The organism is Streptomyces sp. A1136, from assembly GCF_004795055.1.
Lineage (GTDB): Bacteria > Actinomycetota > Actinomycetes > Streptomycetales > Streptomycetaceae > Streptomyces.
In genome coordinates this window covers 14,399-34,985 of record NZ_SSBJ01000049.1, presented here as the reverse complement: position 1 = coordinate 34,985, position 20,587 = coordinate 14,399, and the positions used below count along the sequence as shown (strand labels likewise).

19 protein-coding genes are annotated in these 20,587 nt (G+C 72.5%); 5 read left to right on the top strand and 14 right to left on the bottom strand.

Annotated elements, in window-relative coordinates; genetic code table 11:
• Positions 1–24 precede the first annotated feature (24 nt).
• The 12 genes from E6R62_RS32605 to E6R62_RS32550 form a co-directional block, all read right to left on the bottom strand.
• Positions 25–438, bottom strand: coding sequence for a hypothetical protein (locus E6R62_RS32605; RefSeq protein WP_206308917.1), 414 nt, complete (start codon positions 436–438; stop codon positions 25–27).
• 39 nt (positions 439–477) lie between these two features.
• On the bottom strand, positions 478–1,080 hold the full coding sequence (locus E6R62_RS32600) for an isochorismatase family protein (RefSeq protein ID WP_136217088.1): 603 nt from the start codon (positions 1,078–1,080) through the stop codon (positions 478–480).
• 80 nt (positions 1,081–1,160) lie between these two features.
• A complete protein-coding gene (locus E6R62_RS32595) occupies positions 1,161–2,144 on the bottom strand; it encodes a GlxA family transcriptional regulator (RefSeq protein ID WP_136217087.1) in 984 nt (327 codons plus the stop codon).
• A gap of 102 nt (positions 2,145–2,246) precedes the next feature.
• Positions 2,247–2,582 (bottom strand): hypothetical protein, encoded by a 336-nt coding sequence (locus tag E6R62_RS32590; protein WP_136217086.1) that lies wholly within the window; start codon positions 2,580–2,582, stop codon positions 2,247–2,249.
• Between the two features lie 101 nt (positions 2,583–2,683).
• The gene (locus E6R62_RS32585) at positions 2,684–3,481 is read right to left on the bottom strand and encodes a DUF4239 domain-containing protein (RefSeq protein WP_136217085.1); all 798 of its coding nucleotides are present in this window, start codon (positions 3,479–3,481) and stop codon (positions 2,684–2,686) included.
• A 59-nt stretch (positions 3,482–3,540) separates the two neighbouring features.
• Positions 3,541–3,831, bottom strand: coding sequence for a hypothetical protein (locus tag E6R62_RS32580; protein ID WP_136217084.1), 291 nt, complete (start codon positions 3,829–3,831; stop codon positions 3,541–3,543).
• Positions 3,832–3,894: 63 nt separating this feature from the next.
• Positions 3,895–5,460 carry an APC family permease gene (locus E6R62_RS32575; protein WP_136217083.1) on the bottom strand — a complete coding sequence of 522 codons (1,566 nt, stop codon included), beginning with the start codon at positions 5,458–5,460 and terminating at the stop codon, positions 3,895–3,897.
• Positions 5,461–5,693: 233 nt separating this feature from the next.
• Positions 5,694–7,169, bottom strand: a complete 1,476-nt coding sequence (locus E6R62_RS32570; protein WP_136217082.1) for an aldehyde dehydrogenase family protein — start codon at positions 7,167–7,169, stop codon at positions 5,694–5,696.
• A complete protein-coding gene (locus E6R62_RS32565) occupies positions 7,166–8,989 on the bottom strand; it encodes an amidohydrolase family protein (protein ID WP_368773880.1) in 1,824 nt (607 codons plus the stop codon). The genes E6R62_RS32570 and E6R62_RS32565 overlap by 4 nt, the downstream gene beginning before the upstream one ends.
• Entirely contained in the window at positions 8,986–10,107 is a 1,122-nt protein-coding gene (locus E6R62_RS32560; RefSeq protein WP_136217101.1) for an LLM class flavin-dependent oxidoreductase, read from the bottom strand. Before E6R62_RS32560 ends, E6R62_RS32565 begins: the two co-directional genes overlap by 4 nt.
• Before the next feature lie 116 nt (positions 10,108–10,223).
• A complete protein-coding gene (locus E6R62_RS32555; RefSeq protein WP_136217080.1) occupies positions 10,224–11,021 on the bottom strand; it encodes an SDR family NAD(P)-dependent oxidoreductase in 798 nt (265 codons plus the stop codon).
• Positions 11,022–11,031: 10 nt separating this feature from the next.
• Entirely contained in the window at positions 11,032–11,979 is a 948-nt protein-coding gene (locus tag E6R62_RS32550; protein ID WP_240802028.1) for a TIGR03619 family F420-dependent LLM class oxidoreductase, read from the bottom strand.
• 217 nt (positions 11,980–12,196) lie between these two features.
• Here E6R62_RS32550 and E6R62_RS32545 point away from each other — a divergent pair, with 217 nt between their 5' ends.
• Positions 12,197–12,637: an NUDIX hydrolase gene (locus E6R62_RS32545; RefSeq protein ID WP_136217079.1), complete on the top strand. Its 441-nt coding sequence runs from the start codon at positions 12,197–12,199 to the stop codon at positions 12,635–12,637.
• 88 nt (positions 12,638–12,725) lie between these two features.
• Here E6R62_RS32545 and E6R62_RS32540 read toward each other — a convergent pair whose 3' ends face one another.
• Together E6R62_RS32540 and E6R62_RS32535 are read right to left on the bottom strand one after the other, a co-directional pair.
• Positions 12,726–13,568, bottom strand: coding sequence for a serine protease (locus E6R62_RS32540; protein WP_240802027.1), 843 nt, complete (start codon positions 13,566–13,568; stop codon positions 12,726–12,728).
• 229 nt (positions 13,569–13,797) lie between these two features.
• Positions 13,798–15,015, bottom strand: coding sequence for an amidohydrolase family protein (locus E6R62_RS32535; RefSeq protein WP_136217078.1), 1,218 nt, complete (start codon positions 15,013–15,015; stop codon positions 13,798–13,800).
• A 143-nt stretch (positions 15,016–15,158) separates the two neighbouring features.
• On the opposite strand from E6R62_RS32535, the gene E6R62_RS32530 reads away from it, so the two are divergent.
• The 4 genes from E6R62_RS32530 (at position 15,159) to E6R62_RS32515 (ending at position 20,578) form a co-directional block, all read left to right on the top strand.
• Positions 15,159–18,251 (top strand): BTAD domain-containing putative transcriptional regulator, encoded by a 3,093-nt coding sequence (locus E6R62_RS32530; RefSeq protein WP_240802026.1) that lies wholly within the window; start codon positions 15,159–15,161, stop codon positions 18,249–18,251.
• Positions 18,252–18,426: 175 nt separating this feature from the next.
• Positions 18,427–18,618, top strand: coding sequence for a hypothetical protein (locus E6R62_RS32525; RefSeq protein ID WP_136217077.1), 192 nt, complete (start codon positions 18,427–18,429; stop codon positions 18,616–18,618).
• A 245-nt stretch (positions 18,619–18,863) separates the two neighbouring features.
• The gene (locus E6R62_RS32520) at positions 18,864–19,787 is read left to right on the top strand and encodes a DUF4232 domain-containing protein (RefSeq protein ID WP_136217076.1); all 924 of its coding nucleotides are present in this window, start codon (positions 18,864–18,866) and stop codon (positions 19,785–19,787) included.
• A 65-nt stretch (positions 19,788–19,852) separates the two neighbouring features.
• Complete coding sequence (locus E6R62_RS32515) at positions 19,853–20,578, top strand: class I SAM-dependent methyltransferase (RefSeq protein ID WP_136217075.1); 726 nt, start codon at positions 19,853–19,855, stop codon at positions 20,576–20,578.
• The last annotated feature ends 9 nt before the right edge of the window (positions 20,579–20,587 follow it).

The window sequence follows — 20,587 nt, the reverse complement described above, 5'->3', positions numbered from 1 at the left end:
CGGGCCGCACCGGGTCCCGTCGGCCTACGGGCTCGCGGGGTCGGCGTCCCCCGCCCGCGCGGCTACCGCCGCCTCCAGCAGGGTCCAGCCGTCGAGCTCCACCGGCCGGCGGTCCCCCGGCAGCCGGCCGCCGGCCGTCGCCACGTCGAGCAACGCCCGGACGGCGCCCGGCTCGTGCAGGTTCAGCGAGGCCCCCCGGACGTAGCCCACGTCCCCGGAGCCGACGTAGGCCCCACCCGGGACGAAGCGGTCCGGACCCGAGGCGAACACGATGCGCAGCGCGGCGCCCGTGCCGACCGGGTGCGGGGTCAACGTGAGGGTCTGACGGCAGCCCGCGGACCGGCCGCCGCCCGGCGCGCGGTGGCTGTGGCGGGTCCGCCACAGGTACACGCGCCCGTCGACGACCAATCGGCGGGAGTTCTTCTGCTTACGGGGCACGCGGGCGACGCTACGCGGCCGCGCGCCGGGGGGCACCTGTTATTCGGTGAGGTCCGCGACGGTGGGGGCGACCACGCCGAAGAGGTCCCCGATCGTCGTCAGCGCGGCCGTCCGGAGCGCGGCGGCGGGCACCACGGACCCGTCCGGGCCGGTCAGCGCCCGGGTGGCCGTGGCCTCGGCGACGACGGTGGGACGGTAGCCGCGGTGGAAGGCGCCCTCGGCCGTGAAGGTGACGCACATGTGCGTCATGAACCCGGCGAGCACCAGCTCCTTGCCGGCGCCCACCTCGCGCAGCGTCTTGTCCAGCCCGGTCTCGTGGAAGGCGTTGGGCACCCGCTTGACCACCACCGGCTCGCCCTCGATCGGGGCGACCTCGTCGCTGATCGCGCCGATCTCCGCGCGGATGTCGTACGGGCTGCCCTCACCGCCGTCGTTGACGACGTGCACGACGGGAATCCCGGCGGCGCGTGCCGCCCCCAAGAGCCGGGCCCCGGCGGCGAGGGCCTGCTCGGCTCCTTCGAGGGCCATCACACCGGTGCGGTAGGTGTTCTGGAAGTCGATCATCACGAGGGTGGTGTCGGCGAGGCGCGGCAGCCCGTCGTCGAGGCCGGTCAGGCCCCGAAGGCTGGTGGAAGCGGTCATGGCGAAGCTCCTTGGGTGTAGGGGTAGGCACCGGACCGGCGCGGGCGTGCCGGTCCGTCGGGAAGAGACGCGGTGGTCCGTCAGAGAGAGACGCGGAAGCGGCGGCGGTAGGCCGCCGGGGTGGCGCCGATCTGCTTGCGCAGCGCCCGGTGGAGGGTTTCCACCGAGCCCAGCCCGCTGGCGGCCGCGACCTGCTCCAGCGGCCGGTCGGTGCCCTCCAACAGGCGACGGGCGACCTCCACCCTGGCGGCCTCGACGTACGCGGCGGCGGTCGTGCCGGTCTCCTGGCGGAACACCCGCGCGAAGTGCCGCTCGCTGAGGCACATCCGTGCCGCGAGGGCCGCGGCGGACAGATCGCCGTCCACGTGTTCGGCGATGTAGGTCCGCAGTTCGTCGATGTCCCTGCGGGAGGCGGCCGGCCTGCTGAGCGGGACGGAGAACTGGCTCTGGCCGCCCTGCCGCTTGAGGTACATGACCAGTTGCCGCGCCACCGCCAGCGCCACCTCCTCCCCCAGGTCGTCGGCCACCAGGGCCAGCGCGAGATCCATGCACGCACTGATCCCGGCCCCGGTCCACACGTTCCCGCACCGCACGAAGATCGGGTCGGGGTCGACGGTCACCGCAGGGTGGTCGGCCGCCAGTTGGGCCGCGGTCGACCAGTGGGTGGTGACCGTCTTCCCGTCCAGCAGCCCTGCCGCGGCCAGCAGGTGCGCACCCACGCACACCGAGGCCACCCGCCGGGCGAGCGGCGCGACCCTCCCCAGCCACGCCACCACCTCCCGGTCGATCCGGGCGACCGGCCCGTCCGGGTGCGCGTCCACGGCGCCGGGCACCAGCAGCGTGTCCAGTGCCCCGTCCACCTCGTCGAACGCGAGGTCCGCGACCAGCCGCACCCCGGCCGACGTGGTCACCAGCCCCTCGGACGGCCCCGCGAGCTCCACCCGGTAGCCGGCCCGCCCCCCGGTCTCCCGGTTGGCGAGCGCGAACACCTCGGCCGGACCGGTGACGTCGAGGAGGTCGACATCGGGGAAGACCGCGATGACGACGCGGCGGGCGGTGGACATGACCCCATCGTCACCCGGCCCCCGGATGACGGCAATGACGCCGTTCTGTCACATCCGGCCACGCCGGCCGCCGGGGGCCGCCCCCACTCCGGCGTCCGGCCTCTAGGGCGGCGGAATGGGCCCCGGGGCGGTCACACCGACCGCTGGACGCCAAAAACGCCCGTCAGGCAAGGCCTGACGGGCGCCGAGGTAGTAGTCCGCGTCACGCTGGAAGCCGAGACCCGGGACGGCCCGACGCAGGTGGGGCCACAGGCCCGGCGCCACGCGGTACTCGCCCGCCACCATCCAGGGGTCGTCGACCGACACGAACAGGTGCCGTACCAGCAGGAACTGGTCCCGGGTCAGGGTGACGGACTCGACCATCTCCTCGTCGGCTCCGAAACCGGTCAGGTCCCAGACGAGGTTGTGCCCGTCGGCAAATGGGTAGTCGCTGCTCACCGCCTCACGCTAGGTCGCGCCGTTCGCGACCGCACCTGCTTTTAGGGCCGGCTCACGGGCTCGGGCCCGGGCCCTGGGACCCGACCGGGAGCGCCCGCCGCCTACCCGCCCGCCGGCCAGAACTGCGCCAGCGCCGCCTCCTTGTAAGGGGCCGGGCTGACGCTCAGGTCCCCCGCGAACGGCCGGTCGAGGACCATCACCAGCAGCAGGCTGAAGCCGATGAGCGCCGCCACCGCCGACACGAACAGCAGTTGCATCTTCAGGCTCCGCAGCCCGAACAGGAACGTGAGTGGCAGGATCACCAGCGCGCCCCCGTACACCAACACCTGCAACAGCGTCGGCAGTGAGGTTTCCGCCATGGTGACGCGGGCCCTGCGCTGCGCGGCGACGTCGTTGAGGCGGCTCGCGGCCTCCTGGTAGAAGGTCTCGCTGCGCGAACCGACGGGTTCGTAGGCCTGGAGCGCCGTGTACATGGCGTGCGTTTGCTCGGCGGTCGCGTCGAAGCTGGGTCTGCCGTCGCGCATCATCGGCCACTGGACGTCGACCACGGCGTGTACGTAGGCGCCGACCGCCCGGTCCACCTTGGCGCGGTCGGCCGCCGGGAACGCCTCGGCGCTGCGCACGACCAGGGCCAGGTCGGTTGCCTCGCCCGCGACCACGTTCTGGGTGTTCTCCAACTGCGTCCAGAGCGTGACGACGACGAACGCGAGGATGATTCCGTAGATCGCGCCGAACATGCCGAGGGCGACCCCGACCATCTCGTTGTGCTCACCGGCCGCCAGGTGCGGGAAGCGACGCCGGGCGGCGACGCTGCCGACCACCGCGAGGGCCGTGAAACCGCCGACGAGCAGGACGCCCAGGACGAACGTGCTGAGGTTGTTGAGTAACCAGAGGATCATGTCCGGCCCAACGACTGCGGCCGCCCGCGGCGACGGCCGCCGCGGGTGGGGCCGTCGTCTCAGCCGACCTTCGGGGGCTTCGGCAGTCCGGCCGTCAGCGCGGAGCCGGCGCCGGTGAGGGAGCTGTCGGTGGCCTTGGTCGCGCTGCCCGCCGCGGAGGCCGTGGCGCCCACCGCCGTCTTGGTGTCCTGGACCGCCTGTCCGGGGTGGTCGACGATGTCACCGAGGCGCTCGGCGACCGGGGGCGCCTGGGCGGCGGGCTCGTCGGCGTGGGCGAGGGCGGGGGTGAGGGCGAGTGCCGCGCCGCCGGTGAGGATCAGTGCGGCGAGGCCGCGCTTGATGGGGTTCATGCCCCGTCCAACGACCCCACGGCGCCGGGGGTCACCATCCGGCGTCGGGCGCGCTCTGACCGCTCAGTCCTCGACCACCAGGGCCGGCGTCGACTTCGTCAGGACCTCGCCCCGGAAGAAGGCGGGGCTGCGCCGTTCGGTTGCGAGCATGACGAGCAGGCCGAGGGCGAGCAGCCCCACGCCGATGACGAAGACGCTGCCGACGCCGAGGACGGTCGACCCGGAGCCGTAGGCCGGGTTCCACATGTCCACCAGGGTCTTGCAGAAGACGGAGGCCAGCAGCAGCCCGCCCAGGACCGGGAAGACGCCCTTGAAGAGCAGGTCGCGGGCGCAGTCGCGCAGCTCGCGCCGGAAGTACCAGGCGCAGGCGAAGGCGGTCAGCGAGTAGTAGAAGCAGATCATCAGGCCGAGCGCGAAGATCGTGTCGGTCAGGACGTTCTCGCTGACGAGGGACATCACGGTGTAGAAGACGCCGGTCGCGACGCCGGCCGTGACCGTCGCGCGGCCCGGGGTCTTGAAGCGCGGGTGGACCTTGGCGTAGGAGGCGGGGAGGGCCTCGTACGTGGACATGGCCAGGACCGTGCGGGCCACCGGGATGAAGGTGGTCTGGAGCGAGGCGGCGGCGGAGGCGAGGACGGCGACGAAGAGCAGGATGCCGAGCAGCGGGCCCATCACGGGACCGGCGAGCGCGGCGAAGACGTTGCCGGAGGTCTCGGGGTTGCCGAGGCCGAGGCCCTTGGTGCCGGAGCCGACTGCCGCCTGGGCGGCGATGCCGGTGGCCAGGTAGGAGCCGACGAGGACGACCATGGCGATCAGGGAGGCGCGGCCGGGGGTCTTGGCCGAGCCGATGGTCTCCTCGTTGGCGGTGAGGCAGGTGTCCCAGCCCCAGTACATGAAGATCGAGAGGGAGAGTCCGGCGGTGAAGGCGCCCATGGACTCGACCGCGAAGGGGTTCATCCACTGCCAGGAGAAGTGCACCCCCGTGTCGAAGGTGCCGGCGGCGGCCTTCCGGAAGGCCATCGCCACGAAGATCGCGAGGACCGCCAGTTGCAGGCCGACCAGCGTGTACTGCACGCCCTTGGTGGCGGTCATGCCGCGGTAGCTGATCGCGGTCGCGGCGGCGATGAGGGTGAGGCAGGTGGCGATGTGGACGGTCTTGTCGTGGTCCAGGGCGGCGATCGCGTCGTTGCCCGTGATCTGTCCGGCCAGGAGCCAGAAGTACGAGGTGGCGACGCCTGCCAGGTTGGAGAGCACGATGATCGTGGCGATCACCAGGCCCCAGCCGCACATCCAGCCGACGCGCGGTCCGAAGGCCTTCACGGTCCAGGTGAAGGAGGTGCCGCAGTCGGGGACGGCCTTGTTCAGCTCGCGGTACGCGAAGGCGACCAGCAGCATCGGGAGGAAGCCGGCGAGGAACACCGCCGGCATCCGGACGCCGACCTCGCCGGCCGTGGAGCCGAGCGTGGAGGTCAGGCAGTAGACGGGAGCGACGGTGGAGATGCCGATGACGGCGCTTCCGACGAGGCCGACGGACCCCTTGCCGAGCCCTTTGCCGCGGACGTCGCCGTCGGCGGCACCGCTCTCCGTCTCTGCGGCCGCCTGGGGCGGCCGAACGTCCAGCTGTGTCATGGGTCAGGACGTTAGAGGGTGCGGTTTCCACATCTGGAGGCTTCGACTCCGGATGGACCGGGGCCAAATGACCTTTGAATCCATCTCGACAAATGGAATTCGCCATGAAAATGAAAGGTTTACTCGGGCATCTATCCGTAGGTCGAGAGGGGTCGGACAAAGCCTTCCGTTATACGGAAACCGCAGTTGTGTCCGTTTTGTCGGCTCCTGAAGTTTCCCGTGTGACCCGTGCCTCACCCCGCCCACACGATCGACTGCACCTCGCTGTAGGCGTGCAGCGCGTACGAACCGACGTCCCGCCCCACCCCGGACCTCTTGAAGCCGCCGAACGGCGCCTCCATGTTCCGCCCGATGGTGTTGACGCCCACCCCGCCCGTCCGCAGCCGCCGCGCGATCCGGAACGCGCGCGCCGGGTCACCGGACCACACGTAGCTCAGCAGGCCGAAGTCGCTGTCGTTGGCCAGCGCCACCGCCTCGTCCTCACCGCCGTCGAAGGGCACGACCACCACCACCGGGCCGAAGATCTCCTCCCGCACCACCCGCATGTCGTTCGTACAGTCCACGAGCAGGGTCGGGGCCACGTAGAAACCCCGGCCCTCCCCCACCACCGGGCGCTCGCCGCCGTACGCGATCCGAGCGCCCTCCTTGCGACCCAGCTCGACGTACGACTCGACCCGGTCCCGGTGCGCCGCGGAGATCACCGGGCCGACCACCGTGCCCCGGACCGCCGGATCGCCCACCTTCATGAACGCCAGATAGCCGGTGAGCTTCTCCACCAGCGCCCCGTACACCGACCGGTGCACGATCACCCGCGTCGGGGCGGTGCAGATCTGGCCGCTGTAGAAGGAGAAGGTGGTGCCGATCCCCGACACCGCCGCGTCGAGACCGGCCTCGCCCACGTCGTCCATCACCACCGCCGCGCCCTTGCCGCCCAGCTCCATCAGCTGTCGCTTCATGGAGCGGCCGCACACCTCGGCGATCCGCTGCCCGACCCCGGTGGAGCCGGTGAACGACACCATGTCCACGTACGGGGAGTCCACCGCCGCCTCGCCGACCTCCACCGAGGCGCCCGAGACCACGTTGACGACGCCCGCCGGTACCCCCGCCTCGTCCAGCGCCTGCGCCATCTTGAACACCGACAGCGGGTCCTGCGGGGCCGGCTTGACCACCACCGTGTTCCCCATGGCCAGCGCCGGGGCCACCTTGCCCGCCGGGTTGGCCCACGGGTTGTTGTACGAGGTGATGCAGGTGACCACGCCGACGGGCTGGCGCACCTCCAGCGCGCCGAGCACGCTCGCCCCGCCCATCGGGCCGGCCTCGGTGACCTGCGGCGGCAGCCCCCGCTCCACCGGTTCCAGGGCGCCCTTCGCGTACCGGCGGAAGCGGGTCACCCCCACGCCCACCTGCATGCCGCGCGCGATGCCCGTGGGCGCGCCCGTCTCCGCCCGCGCGAGCGCCGCCCACGGCTCGTACTCCCGTTGGATGATGTCCGCGGCCCGGTCCAGGACGGCCGCGCGCGTCTCGGGGCTCGTTCGCGACCAGCTCCCGAAGGCATCGGCCGCCGCGCGGGTCGCCTCCTCCACCTGGGCGCGGGTGGCCTCGGGGGCCAGGGCGACCACCGACTCGTCGGCGGGGTTGACGACCTCGTAGTGGCCGCCCGCGGGTTCCACCCACTCGCCGCCGATGTACAGCCTCTGCGGAGCGTTCATCGAGTGCTCACCGTCCTCGTGTCGCGGCCCGATCGCAGCACGGTGCCCGGGGTCGCACCCGTCACCCGGTCGTCGCGGATCGTCTCCACGCCGTTGACGCGTACGGACACGATCCCGACCGCCCGCGCGTCCAGCCTCGGGCTGTTCCCGGGCAGGTCGTGGACGAGCGTCGCGGGGCCGGCCTCGATGCGCTCGGGGTCGAAGAGCACCAGGTCCGCGTGGAACCCCTCGGCGATCCGCCCGCGCCCGCGCAGGCCGAACAGGCGCGCCGGGTCGTCGGTGAGCATCCGTACCGCCTGCTCCAGCGGCACCAGCTTGCGGCCGCGCAGGCAGTCGCCGAGGAAGCGGGTCGTGTACGGAGCCCCGCACATCCGGTCCAGGTGGGCTCCCGCGTCGGAGCCGCCGAGCATCACGTCCTCGTGCCGCCAGGTCTCGGCGCGCAGCGCCCAGCTCGCCGGGTCGTTGTCGGTGGGCATGGGCCACAGGACGGTGCGCAGGTCGTCGTTGGCGCAGATCTCCACCAGGCAGTGGAAGGCGTCGAGGCCGCGTTCGGCGGCGATGTCGTTCACGACCCGGCCCGAGAGGCCCTCGTTCTCCTTGCTGTACGTGTCCCCTATGACGTAGCGGCCGAAGTTCGCGAGGCGGCGGAAGACCCCGGCCTCCCTGCTGTCGGCGCGGCGCAGCATCTCGGCGCGCACCTGCGGGTCGCGGAGCTTCGCGATCCGCTCGGGGACCGGCAGTCCGAGGACCTCTCCCCAGCCGGGGACGAGGTTCAGCGCGCAGAAGGTGCCGAGCGACATGTTCATGGGGGTGAGGATCGGCATGGTCAGCGCGACGATCCGGCCACCGGCCGCACGGGCCCGCTCGCTCGGCGTCAGCTGGCGCGGGACCCGCTCGGGCACGGAGGCGTCGATGGTGAGGACGTTCCAGTTCAGGGGGCGGCCGGCGGCCGCGCTCATCTCCACGAAGAGGTCGATCTCCTCGTCGGAGAACTGGTCGAGGCAGCCCGCGACGATCGCCTCCAACTGGGTGCCCTCGTGCTCGCCGACCGCCCGGGAGAGCGCGAGGAGTTCGGCCGGTCTCGCGTGCCGGGAGGCGACGGGGGCGCCGGAGCCGTCGGAGTGGGTGGAGGACTGGGTGGTCGACAGTCCCCAGGCGCCGGCCTCCATGGCGTCGTGGAGGAGTTCGAGCATCCGGCGCATCTGCCGCTCGGTGGGTTGTCCGCCGACGGCGTCCTCGCCCATGACGTACCGGCGCAGCGCGCAGTGGCCGACCATGAATCCGGCGTTGACGGCGATCCGCCCCTCCAGGGCGTCGAGGTACTCGCCGAAGGTGGACCAGCTCCAGTCGACGCCCTCTTCGAGTGCGGCGAGGGCCATCCCCTCCACCTTGCTCATCATGCGGCGCGTGTAATCGGCGTCCTCGGGGCGGTCCGGGTGGAGGGGCGCGAGGGTGAAGCCGCAGTTCCCGCCGGCGACGGTGGTCACGCCGTGGTTCATGGAAGGGGTGGCGTACGGGTCCCAGAACAACTGGGCGTCGTAGTGCGTGTGGGGGTCGATGAACCCGGGGGACAACACGAGCCCGGTGGCGTCCTCGTCGGTGCGGGCCGGCTCGGTGACGGTGCCGGGTTCGCCGATGACGACGATCCGCCCGTCCCGGATGCCGATGTCGGCGACGTACGCGGGCGCGCCCGTGCCGTCGACGACGGTCGCTCCCTTGATCAGGTGGTCGAGCATGACGCTGAGGCTCCTTCTTCCCTGACGTGGCGTTCCGGACCCGCCGGGGCGGGGCCGGGGGCGGACGGCGGGCGGGCCGTTCAGACGGCCTGGCGGAAGCGGGTCGTGCGGTGGACCGGGTCCGTGTCGATGTGCGGGATCACGTGCTCGCCGATGAGCTTGATGGTCGTCATCGTGTCCTCGTAGGACACGCCGGTCGGAAGGCCGAAGGACAACTGGTCGGCGCCGGCCTGCTCCCAGCGCTTGCACTGGGCGCGGACCTCGGACGGGTCGCCGCAGATCAGCAGTTCCTCGGCGATCAACAGCTCGATGATCTCCGCGTTGTACTCGGGCAGGGTCTCGGGCCACTGCGGGATGGCCTCGGGGCGCGGGAAGGTGTCGTGGTAGCGGAACACCAGCGACTGGAACCGGTTCATGTTCGCGTTGACGGCGATCTCGACGGCCTTGTCGTGGGTCTCGGCACAGATCGCGGTGGAGGTGACCATCACGTTGTCGTTGACGAAGGCCCCGATGGCCTTCGCCTCCCGGATCGCCGTCTTGTACTGCTCCAGCACCCACTCCATGTCGGAGACCTTCTGCACGCTGAAGCCGAGGACCCCCAGCCCCTTCCTCGCGGCCATCGCGTACGAGGACGGCGACCCGGCGGCGTACCACATGGCGGGGTGCGCCTTGCCGTACGGCTTGGGGAAGATCTTGCGCGGGGGCAGCGACCAGTGCTTGCCCTGGAACCCCTCGTACTCCTCCTGGAGGAACATCTTGGGGAACTCCGCGATGGTCTCCTCCCAGATCTCCTTGGTGTGGTTCATGTCGGTGATGCCGGGCAGGAACCCGAGGATCTCGTGGCTGCCCGCGCCGCGGCCGGTGCCGAACTCGAAGCGGCCCTTGGAGAGGTGGTCGAGCATGGCGACCTTCTCGGCCACCTTGACCGGGTGGTTCACCGGGGCGAGGGGGTTGAAGATGCCCGAGCCGAGGTGGATGCGTTCGGTGGCGTGGGCGAGGTAGGCGAGGAACACCTCGTTCGCGGAGAGGTGCGAGTACTCCTCCAGGAAGTGGTGCTCGGAGGCCCAGGCGTACTTGAAGCCGGACTTGTCGGCCTGGATGACGTACTCGGTCTCCTCGATCAGCGCCTTGTGCTCCGCCTCGGGGTCGACCCTGGACCGCGCCTCAGGCACGTATCCCTGCACGAAGAGCCCGAATTCCAAGGGGTTCACCGTCCTTAGTTTTCTGACGTTGCGTCAGATTCGATGCAGCCGACTGTTCCACCGCGCACCGGGAGCGTCAATACCTGACGCATCATCAGGAAACGTGGTTCCCGTGGTCAGAGGAGGCTCACCCCGGCCGTCCAACCGCCGTCGATGACGAACGGCTGGCCGGTGATGTACGAGGAGTCCTCGCCGGTGAGGAAGAGCGCGAGCCGCGCGACCTCGTCCGGCCGGCCCACCCGGCCCAGCGGGACCACCCGCTTGTACAGGTCCGCCATCGCCTCCCGGGCCTCGTCGGTCATCCCCGCCGGGTCCAGCAACCCCGGGTTGGCCATCGGGGTGTCCACGGCGCCCGGGCACATCGCGTTGACCCGGATGTTCTTCGCGGCCAGTTCCAGCGCGGCGACGCGGGTCAGCCCGAGGACGGCCGCCTTGGTCGCGGCGTACGCGCCCACGTACGCCATGCCCGTCAGTCCCGTATAGGAGGAGGTGTTGACGATCGTCCCGCCGCCCGCCGCCTCGATCTCGGGGGCGAGCGCCCTGATACCGAGGAAGGCGCCGACCTGGTTGACCCGCACGACCTGCTCGAACTCCTCCAGCGGGGTCGCGGTCAACTCGTTGAAGCGCAGGATGCCCGCGTTGTTGACCAAGCCGTCGATCCGCCCGAAGGCCTCCTTGGCGGCGGTGACGGCGGCGGCCCAGTCCTCCTCCCTGCGGACGTCCATCCGTACGTAGCGCGCCCGGTCCTCGCCGGTCCCCTCGCGGATCTCCTCGGCGACCGCGGCGCCCTGCTCGTCCAGCACGTCCCCGAGCAGCACACTCGCCCCCTCGGCGGCGAAGAGGCGGGCCTCCTGCTCGCCCTGGCCGCGCGCGGCGCCGGTGATGAGGACGACGCGTCCCTCCAGCTTGCCCATGCCGATGCTCCTAGTCGTTGAGGAGGGGGGCCACCTCGGCCCCGAAGGCGGCTATCTGGTCGATCAGTTCGGCGCGGTCGCGGCTGCGGAAACGCACCTGGATCTGATCCACGCCGAGGGCGGCGTACTCGCGCAGGGACGCGGCGAGCGCCTCCGCCTTGCCGGTGAGCGTGCGGCGGCCGGTGGCCCAGGCGGGCTCGCCGACGTAGAGCGCCTCGGTGATCGCACCGATCTCCGGCGGGTCCTCCACCCCGGCCGCCGCGCGCAGCTCCCTGATACGGGCGATCTGCGCGGGGAGGGCCGCGCGCGGGTCGCCCTGCGGGAGCCAGCCGTCGCCGCGCACGGCGGCCCGGCGCACGGCGGCGGGCGAGGAGCCTCCGACCCACACGGGAATCCGCGCCTGGGCGGGCCGGGGCCGCTGCCCGAGGTCCGCGAAGGGGAACCGCTCGCCCTCGAACCGTGGGTACTCGTCCGGGCCCAGGGCCGCGCGCAGGGCGTCCAGCGTCTCGTCGAGCACCGCCCCGCGGCGTGCGAAGTCGACGCCGAGCACCGCGAACTCCTCCGCCACGTGCCCGGCCCCCACCCCGAGGATCAGGCGCCCTCCCGAGAGGTGGTCGAGGGTGGCGTACTGCTTCGCGGTGACCAGCGGGTGTCGCAGTGCGACGATCGCGACGTGGCTCAGCAGCCGGACGTTCTCGGTGATCCCGGCGAGGTAGGACAGGGTCGCCACCGGGTCGTACCAGACGGTGCCCATCGCCCCGGCGAGGCGGCGCGGGACGGCCACGTGATCGCAGGTGGCGAGGTAACCGAACCCCGCCCGGTCGGCGGCCCGGGCGACCTCCGCGAGGTCGTCGGCGGTGGCCGCGGCCTCCCAGGGCTCTGCGTACAGGGTGCTCTGCGACTGGATCGGGAGCTGCATCCCGTACGCCAGCCGGCCTTCGGTGAACACGCGCGCCATATCGTGACCGCCTCGCCTTCGTGTGGGCCGTGCCGATGCGTCATACCGGCCCGACGCATCGTCGTAGCTGACGATCCGTCAGGCAAGGTGCGTGCACGAATCCCGGCGGCCCAACGGGGGCGGCGGACGCCGGCGAGGCCGGGTCTCGGGGACACCGCCCCCAAAACCCCACCCACACACAGGTACCGTCCCGACCCTTCCGACGTACCATGATCTGATGAGAACTCCCCGTCAGGCAGCGCGAATTGTCGTACTCTCCCCGACCGGATCGGTGTTCCTCTTCCGGGAGAACAACAGCGAAGTCGGCATCCACTGGCTCCCGCCCGGCGGAGGCATCGACCCCGGGGAGAGCCCCGAGGAGTGCGTGCGGCGGGAGCTGCGCGAAGAGACCGGGTGGACCGATCTGGAACCGCAGCGACTGCTCTGCACCTGGGAGCACGACTTCACCTACCGGGGCACACGGGTCCGCCAGCACGAGCACATCTACGTCACCACCGGCCCCCGCCGCGATCCCGTCCCGGAGTACCCCGAGGCCCACTGGCGCTGGCTCTCCCCGAGTGCGCTGGCCACGCTCGGGGAACCCCTGTGGCCGCCGCGACTGAACGAGCTGCTGGCCCGCGCCTCCGCCGGACCGGTCCACCTCGGCCTGATCGCCTGACCACCGGGAGCGGACGGGATCAGGCGAGGCCACACGGCGTCACCCGGGAACGGGCCGCCGCCGGCCCACCGCCCGCTCGTCCCCGCGCTCAGCCCGCCGTCGCGCGGGCGTACAGGGAAGCCGCGTACTCCCCCAGCACGGTGCTCGTGGAGACGTCGTCCGTATCGCCGCCCGTCAGGATGCCGACGATCTTCCCGTCACGGGCGATCCACGCGCTGCCGCTCGTCCCGCCCGGGAAGTCGGCGCAGTCGAAGCGCTGCTCGGTCGCCTTCTCCCGGACCGACACCGCCGTGCACGTGCGGGGCACCTTGCGGTCGGCCGGGTAGCCCGTCACCGTGACCTCTTCGCCGGTACGGCCCGACGTGTCCAGGACGGCGGCGCCCGTGAGGTCCTCGATGTCGCGGCCCGACGCGTCGGGGGCGAGGCGGGCGAAGGCGAGGTCGTAGTCGTCGTTCCCGTCGTCCGTCCAGCGCGTGTCCTCGTAGACCTCTTCGAGCTTCCACGTACCGTACGGCGCCTTCCCGTTCGCGTACGCGGGTGCGAAGACCGCGCCGCCCACGCCGTCCTTTCCCGCCACCAGGCAGTGTCCGGCGGTGACGATCAGGTTCCGGCCGGGGCTGTGCACGACGGTCGCGGTGCAGAAGTGATCACCGTCCAGACCACCCTCGAACAGCGCACCCGTGAAGGCGGACGGTCCGCCGGGACGCGGGGTCACCGGTGTCGAGCTCGGCCGCGGCGGCTTCGCCAGTTGGGGCTGCTTCGCCGATTGCGACCGCGACGGCGGCTTCGCGGAAGCCGTCCCCGAGGGTGCCGACTTCGGATGCGCCGACACCGTCCCGTCCGCGGCCGGCACCACCGTAGTCATGGCCGCGGACGCGCCCAGCGCCGCCACCCCGCACAGCACCGCGGTCACCACGGTCCGCTTGTCCACCCGAGCCACCCCTCGCCACGCTCCCCGCTTTGCTCTGGCGAAGCATGCCCTGGCACCCCCGCCGCCGCAAGGGCCGGACCCCGCCGAGACCCCGGGCTCCACCATCCCACTTCCGGGACGCGGGTGTTGCCACGAGCGGACCGTACGAACCTCACGCCCCTCCCACGGGGCGCGCCGGCTCATCCACCCGTATCCGTCACCGCCCGCACCGACCCGCCGCGACCCGACCTCACCCCGCCCACAACCCTTCCGGGGTCAGGCCGAGGAGGTCGATGGCGTTGCCCCGGACGATCCGCTCCACGACGTCGGGCGCGAGGTGCCCCATCTGCGCCTCGCCGACCTCGCGGGACTTGGGCCAGGTGGAGTCCGAGTGCGGGTAGTCCGTCTCGTAGAGGACGTTGCCCACGCCGATCGCGTCGAGGTTCCGCAGCCCGAACGCGTCGTCGAAGAAGCAGCCGAAGACGTGTTCCGCGAACAGTTCGGACGGCGGCCGGTGGACCTTGTCCGCCACGCCGCCCCAGCCGCGGTTCTCCTCCCACACCACGTCCGCGCGCTCCAGGATGTACGGGATCCACCCGATCTGGCCCTCCGCGTACATGATCCGCAGGTTCGGGAAGCGCTCGAACTTGCCGCTCATCAGCCAGTCGACCATCGAGAAGCAGCAGTTGGCGAAGGTGATGGTGGAGCCGACGGCCGGCGGGGCGTCCGCCGAGGTCGACGGCATCCGGGAGGAGGAGCCGATGTGCATGGCGATGACCGTGCCGGTCTCGTCGCAGGCCCGGAGGAAAGGGTCCCAGTCGTCGGTGTGGATGGAGGGGAGCCCCAGGTGCGGGGGTATCTCGGAGAAGGCGACGGCCCGCACCCCGCGCGCGGCGTTGCGGCGGACCTCCGCCGCGGCCAGTCCCGCGTCCCAGAGGGGCACGAGGGTGAGCGGGACGAGACGGCCCCGGGCGTCCGGGCCGCACCATTCCTCGACCATCCAGTCGTTGTACGCCCGCACGCCGAGCAGCCCCAGTTCGCGGTCGGCGGCTTCGGTGAAGGTCTGACCGCAAAAGCGCGGAAACGTCGGGAAGCAGAGGGCGGACTGGACGTGGTTGACGTCCATGTCGGCGAGTCGATCGGGAACCGAGAAGGAGCCCGGGCGCATCTGCTCGTAGGTGATGACTTCCAGTTTGATCTCGTCGCGGTCGTATCCCACGGACGTGTCGAGGCGGGTGAGCGGCCGGTGCAGGTCCTCGTACACCCACCAGTCGCCGATGGGCCCATCGTCGCCCTTGGCGCCCATGACGGGGGCGAACTTCCCGCCGAGGAAGGTCATCTCCTTCAACGGGGCGCGGACGACGCGGGGGCCGATGTCGCGGTACTTGGACGGGAGCCGGTCCTGCCAGACGTGAGGGGGCTCCACCGTGTGGTCGTCCACCGAGATGATCTTCGGGAAGGTCTCCATGACGACTACGGTAGCGTCGATCTGACGGATCGTCAGCTAGTTCCGCGTCGTCCGGGAAGGGATCACTCCGCTGCGGGCTGACGGGTGGACGCAAGACAGGGCAGACTGGCCCTTACACCGACGGAAGGCAGGGGGGACGACAGATGGACGGCATACCGGCCATCCCGCACCAGCGGAACCACCCCGAGGCGGCCCGGAACATCCCCAGCCCCGCCGGCGCACCCACCACCGCCGGCGCGCCCACGTCCGCCCCCACACCCCCCGGCGCGCCCACCGCCACCTTCCCCACCGCGGGCCCCACCGCCGAGCCCACCCCCGCCGAGCCCGTCGCCGGCAACCGCTTCGCCGTCCTCGGCACCGTCCGCGCCTGGCGCGGCTCCGAGTCACTGCCCTCCGGCAGCCCGCAGCAGCGCGCCCTGCTCGCCGCGCTGCTGCTCCGCGACGGCCGCACCGCCACCGCGCCCGAACTCATCGACGCCATCTGGGGCGAGGAGCCGCCGCAGCAGGCCCTCGCCACGATCCGTACGTACGCCTCGCGCCTGCGCAAGGTCCTCGACCCGGGGCTCCTCGTCACCGACGCCGGCGGTTACGCGATCCGCCTGCACCACGCCGCCGCCCTGGACCTCGGCGTCGCCCGCGCCCTCGCCGCCGACGCCGACAAGGCCCGCGCCGCCGGGGACCGCGTCCTCGCCCGTACGCTGCTCGCCCGCGCCCTGGACCTGTGGGACGGCGAACCCCTCGCCGGGGTCCCCGGCCCGCACGCCGACACCGAGCGCACCCGCCTCGCGGAATGGCGCCTCCAGCTCCTCGAAACCCGCCTCGACCTGGACCTGGAGGTCGGCCACCACGCCGAGGCCGTCTCCGAGCTCACCGCCCTCACCGCGGCCCACCCCCTGCGCGAACGGCTGCGCGAGCTGCTGATGCTCGCCCTGTACCGCAGCGGCCGCCAGGCCGAGGCCCTCGCCGTCTACGCCGACACCCGCCGCCTCCTCGCCGACGAACTCGGTGTCGATCCCCGTCCCGAACTCTCCGCGCTCCAGCAGCGCATCCTTCGCGCAGACGCCGAACTCGCCCGCGTCGAGGGCCCGACCCCGGCCGCCACGCCCGTGGCCGTCCGGCCGGCGCAACTGCCGGCGACCGTCCCCGACTTCACCGGCCGGACCCCCTTCGTCAACGAGCTCGGCGAGATCCTGGCCGGCGCCGAGGGCCAGGTGATGGCCGTATCCGCGCTCGCCGGCATCGGCGGCGTCGGCAAGACCACCCTCGCGGTACACGTCGCGCACGCCGCCCGCCCGCACTTCCCCGACGGGCAGCTCTACGTCGACCTCCAGGGAACCGAACCGCGACCCGCCGAGCCCGTCGCCGTCCTCGGGTCCTTCCTGCGCGCGCTGGGCATCCCCGACACCACCATCCCCGACACCGCCGCCGAACGGGCCGCGCTGTACCGCTCCACGCTCGACGGCCGCCGCGTGCTCGTCCTCCTCGACAACGCCCGCGACGCCGCCCAGGTGCGCCCGCTGCTGCCGGGCACCGAGGGCTGCGCCGCCCTCGTCACCAGCCGGGTCCGCATGTCGGGCCTCGCGGGGGCCCACCTCGTGGACCTGGACGTGATGAGCCCCGACGAGGCGCTCCAGTTGTTCACCCGCATCGTGGGCGAGGAACGCGTGCGCTCCGAGCGGCAGGCCGCCCTCGACGTGGTCGGAGCCTGCGGGTTCCTGCCGCTCGCCATCCGCATCGCCGCCTCCCGACTCGCCGCCCGCCGCACCTGGACCGTCTCCGTCCTCGCCGCGAAGCTCGCCGACGAGCGTCGCCGCCTGGACGAACTCCAGGCCGGCGACCTGGCCGTCAAGGCCACCTTCGAGCTGGGCTACGGCCAGTTGGAGCCCGCCCAGCAGCGGGCCTTCCGGCTCCTCGGGCTCGCGGACGGCCCCGACATCTCCCTCCCGGCCGCCGCCGCCCTGCTGGACCTGCCGGAGCACGACACCGAGGACCTCCTCGAAGCGTTGGTCGACTGCTCCCTGCTCGAATCGGCCGCGCCCGGCCGTTACCGCTTCCACGACCTCGTACGCCTCTACGCGCGTGCCTGCGCCGATCGCGACGAACAGCCACCGGCCGGCCGCACCGCCGCCCTCGACCGGCTCCTCGACTTCTACCTCGCCACCGCCGCCGGGGTGTACGCGCTGGAACGCCCCGGCGACCGGCTGCCCGCCCACATGTCCGCCACCCGCCATCCGGGACTGGCCTTCACCGAGGCGCGCACCGCGCTGGACTGGCTGTTCGCCGAGGCGGACCCGCTGCTCGCCTGCGTCCGGCAGGCCTCCGTCCGCGGCGCCGAGCGGCCGGACGTGCTGCGCCGGGCGGTGGACCTGCTGTGGGCGGCGAAGGACCTCACCGAGTCCGGGGCCAACTCGAAACAGTACGAGTCCGCCGCCCGCGCGCTCTGCGAGACGGCGCGCGGCGTCCGGGACCCGCACGCCGAGGGCCGGGCCCGCACCACGCTGACGATGGTCCACCTGGTGGCGGGACGCTTCGCGGAGGCCGACGACGAAGCGCGCCGGGCGATGGCCCTGGCCCGCGAGGCCGACGACCCGCTGCCCAGTTGCTGGGCCCCCAACGACCGCGGGATCATCGCGCTCTACCAGGGGCGGCACGCCGACGGCGAGCGGTTCCTGCTGGAGGCGATCGCGAACTTCCGCGCCGACGCCAACTTCGTCGGCGAGGCCAGCGCCCTGTGCAACCTGTCCCGCATCCACGTCGAACTGGGCCGTCTCACCAGTGCCATAGACCTCGCACAACAGGGCATCGCCATCTACGACCGGATGGGCCTGACCCTGCGCCTGGCCAACGGCCGCTACGCGCTGGGCATCGCGCTCACCCAGGCGGGCCGGCTCGGGGAGGCGCTGGAGCAGCTCGGCGAGGCGCTTTCGCTGTTCCACGAGAACCGGCAGCCGCTGTGGGAGGGCGTGACGCACTTCCGGCTCGCGGAAGCGCATCTGGCGGCCGACCGGCCGACGCTGGCCGCCTCGCACGCCGAGCAGGCCATCGCGCTGCGCGGTATCGGCGGCGAGTGGCGCCGGGCGACCGTGCTGACGGTGCTGGGGAAGGCCCTGGTGCGGCTGGGGCAGCGGGACCGGGCGCGGGTGTGCTGGCGGGACGCGGAGAGCGTGTTCGCGCAACTGGGTTCGGCGGAGCTGGCCGAAGTACGTACGTTACTTGCGTCACAACTGGCGGCCTGACCTGCGCGGTAGACCGATGAACGTGACGTTCATCGTTCGTTTATCGCCGCCCGCCATCATGAATACATCGGCTCGGCGGGTCGGGGGACTCGCGGGTCGACTGGAGGACTACCCGTTCGGCGGTCCACGGGGGAATCGCCGAACGGGCCCGACTCATCCATCAGGAGATCCGACGATGACGACGAACGAGAACGCCCTGCCGAACGACGGCGACATCAGACCGCTCGACAACCACGCGTCGGGCATCGAGATCAAGCCGCTGGACAACCATGCCTCGGGCGGTACGCCGCTGCTCGGGCAGGAAGACAAGACTCCGGACGCGGACATCGTGACGCTGGACAACCACGCGTCCGGACCGCTTCCGTAGCCGAGGCGAGCACAGCACGCACGGGGGAAACGTACGGGGGACGTACGGGGGACGTACGGGGGAAGCCCACGGGGATGCGTACGGGGGGATGCGTACGGGGGAGACCCGAGGGCTCGTACGGGGGACGGCGGCCGCGGTGGCCAGGGGGGACCACCGCGGCCGCCGCACGTCGTTGTGACGGCCCTGTGACCGGAGGCATGGCCTCCGTCACAGCCGCGCGCATCCGCTCCTGATCTCCTGGACCGATGCGCCCCGTCCCCTCCGCGAGCCCGCCCGCCCTGTGCGCCCTCGCCGCCACCGTGCTCCTCGCCGGATGCGGAACGCACAGCGCGGGCTCCGGCGCGGCCGGCGGCTCCGCCGCACCGAGCTGCGTCCCTTCCCCGACCGCGGACCGGCCCACCGGCGCGGACCACGACGGCGTGAGCCTCGTCAGCCGCGAGTGCGGCCCCTCCCCGGATGCGGACCGGGCCGCGTTCCGGGTCACCAACCCCGGCTCCGAGGCCCTCACCTACGAGATCACCTTCACCTACCTGAACGCCTCCGGCCAAGTCATGGACGCCGTCCGGCAGACCGTGGCGTCCGTGGGGCCGGGTCAGAGCGTCACGCGCGCCGTCGAACGGACGGCGGGCGCGACCGGGACCGGTGCCGGGACCGGGACCGGGACCGGGACGCAGGTGCGGATCACCAAGGTCCGGGCCGTCCCGGCCGCCGAGGCGCCCGCCCCGCCGGGCACCTGCCCGCCCTCCGGGGTCCGCGTCACGGCCGACGACGGCGACGCCGCCATGGGACTGCGCGTGGTGGGCCTCCACCTGACCAATTGCGGCGCCGCCGCATACCGGCTCGACGGGTATCCCGCCCTCCAACTTCTCGACGCGAGCCGCAAGCCGTTGACCGGCGTCGACGTCCTCCGGGGCACCGCCGAGATCGCCACGGGAATCGGCCGGGACGCGCCGGCCGCGCCCCTGACGCTGCGGCCGGGGGAGTCGGCCTCCGCCTCGCTCGCCTGGCGCAACACCACCGGTTCCGGCGACGCCGTGACCGCCCCGTACGCCAGGGTGACGGCGAAACCGGGGGCTCCGGCGGTGACCGTGACGCCCGAGCTCGACCTCGGCACCACGGGACGGCTCGGCGTCGGCGCCTGGGAGAAGGACCGGGCGCGCACCCCGTGAGGAGCTCCCGCCCGCACACCGTGAGAGTCCCCCGCACCGGGCGGGAACGCGTCTAGGGTGGAGGGATGTTCACCTCCCAGGGGCCGACCGTCCGCGAGCTGGCCGTGCAGGCTCTGTCCTCCGTCGAGCGCGGTTACGACCTGTTGGCGCCGAAGTTCGACGCGACGCCGTTCCGCACCCCGGACCGGATGCTCGACTCGGTCGAGGAGACCCTGGCGGAGCACGAGGGGTCCTTCGGCTCCGGGCTGGACCTGTGCTGCGGCACCGGCGCGGGCCTGCCGCTGCTGCGGCGGCTGTGCCGGGACCGGGTCACCGGCGTGGACGTCAGCGCCGGCATGCTGCGGCAGGCCGCGCGGGACCTCCCGGACGGGGTCGATCTCGTCCGGGCCGACGCGCTGGCCCTGCCGGGGTCGTTCGCGGACTCGTACGACCTGGCGGTGAGCTTCGGGGCCTTCGGGCACTTCCTCCCGGCCCAGCGGCCCACCCTGTTCGCCGGCGTCCGGCGGGCGCTGCGCCCCGGCGGCGTGTTCGCCTTCCCGATCGGGGCGCCCATCCCGCCGTCGTCACCGCTGTGGTGGGCGGTGGCCGGCTTCGACGCGGCGATGCGCGTCCGCAACGCGGTGTGGCGCCCGCCGTTCGTCATGTACTACCGCTCCTTCCCCTGGGGGCCGGTCCGGGCCGATCTGCGCGCGGCGGGGTTCACGGTGGGGACCGCCCCGTTGGAGCACTTCGGGCGCCGCCCCGACGGGACCCCGCGCTGGCGCCTGGTACTGGCCCGCAAGCCCGCCTGAGCCACGCGT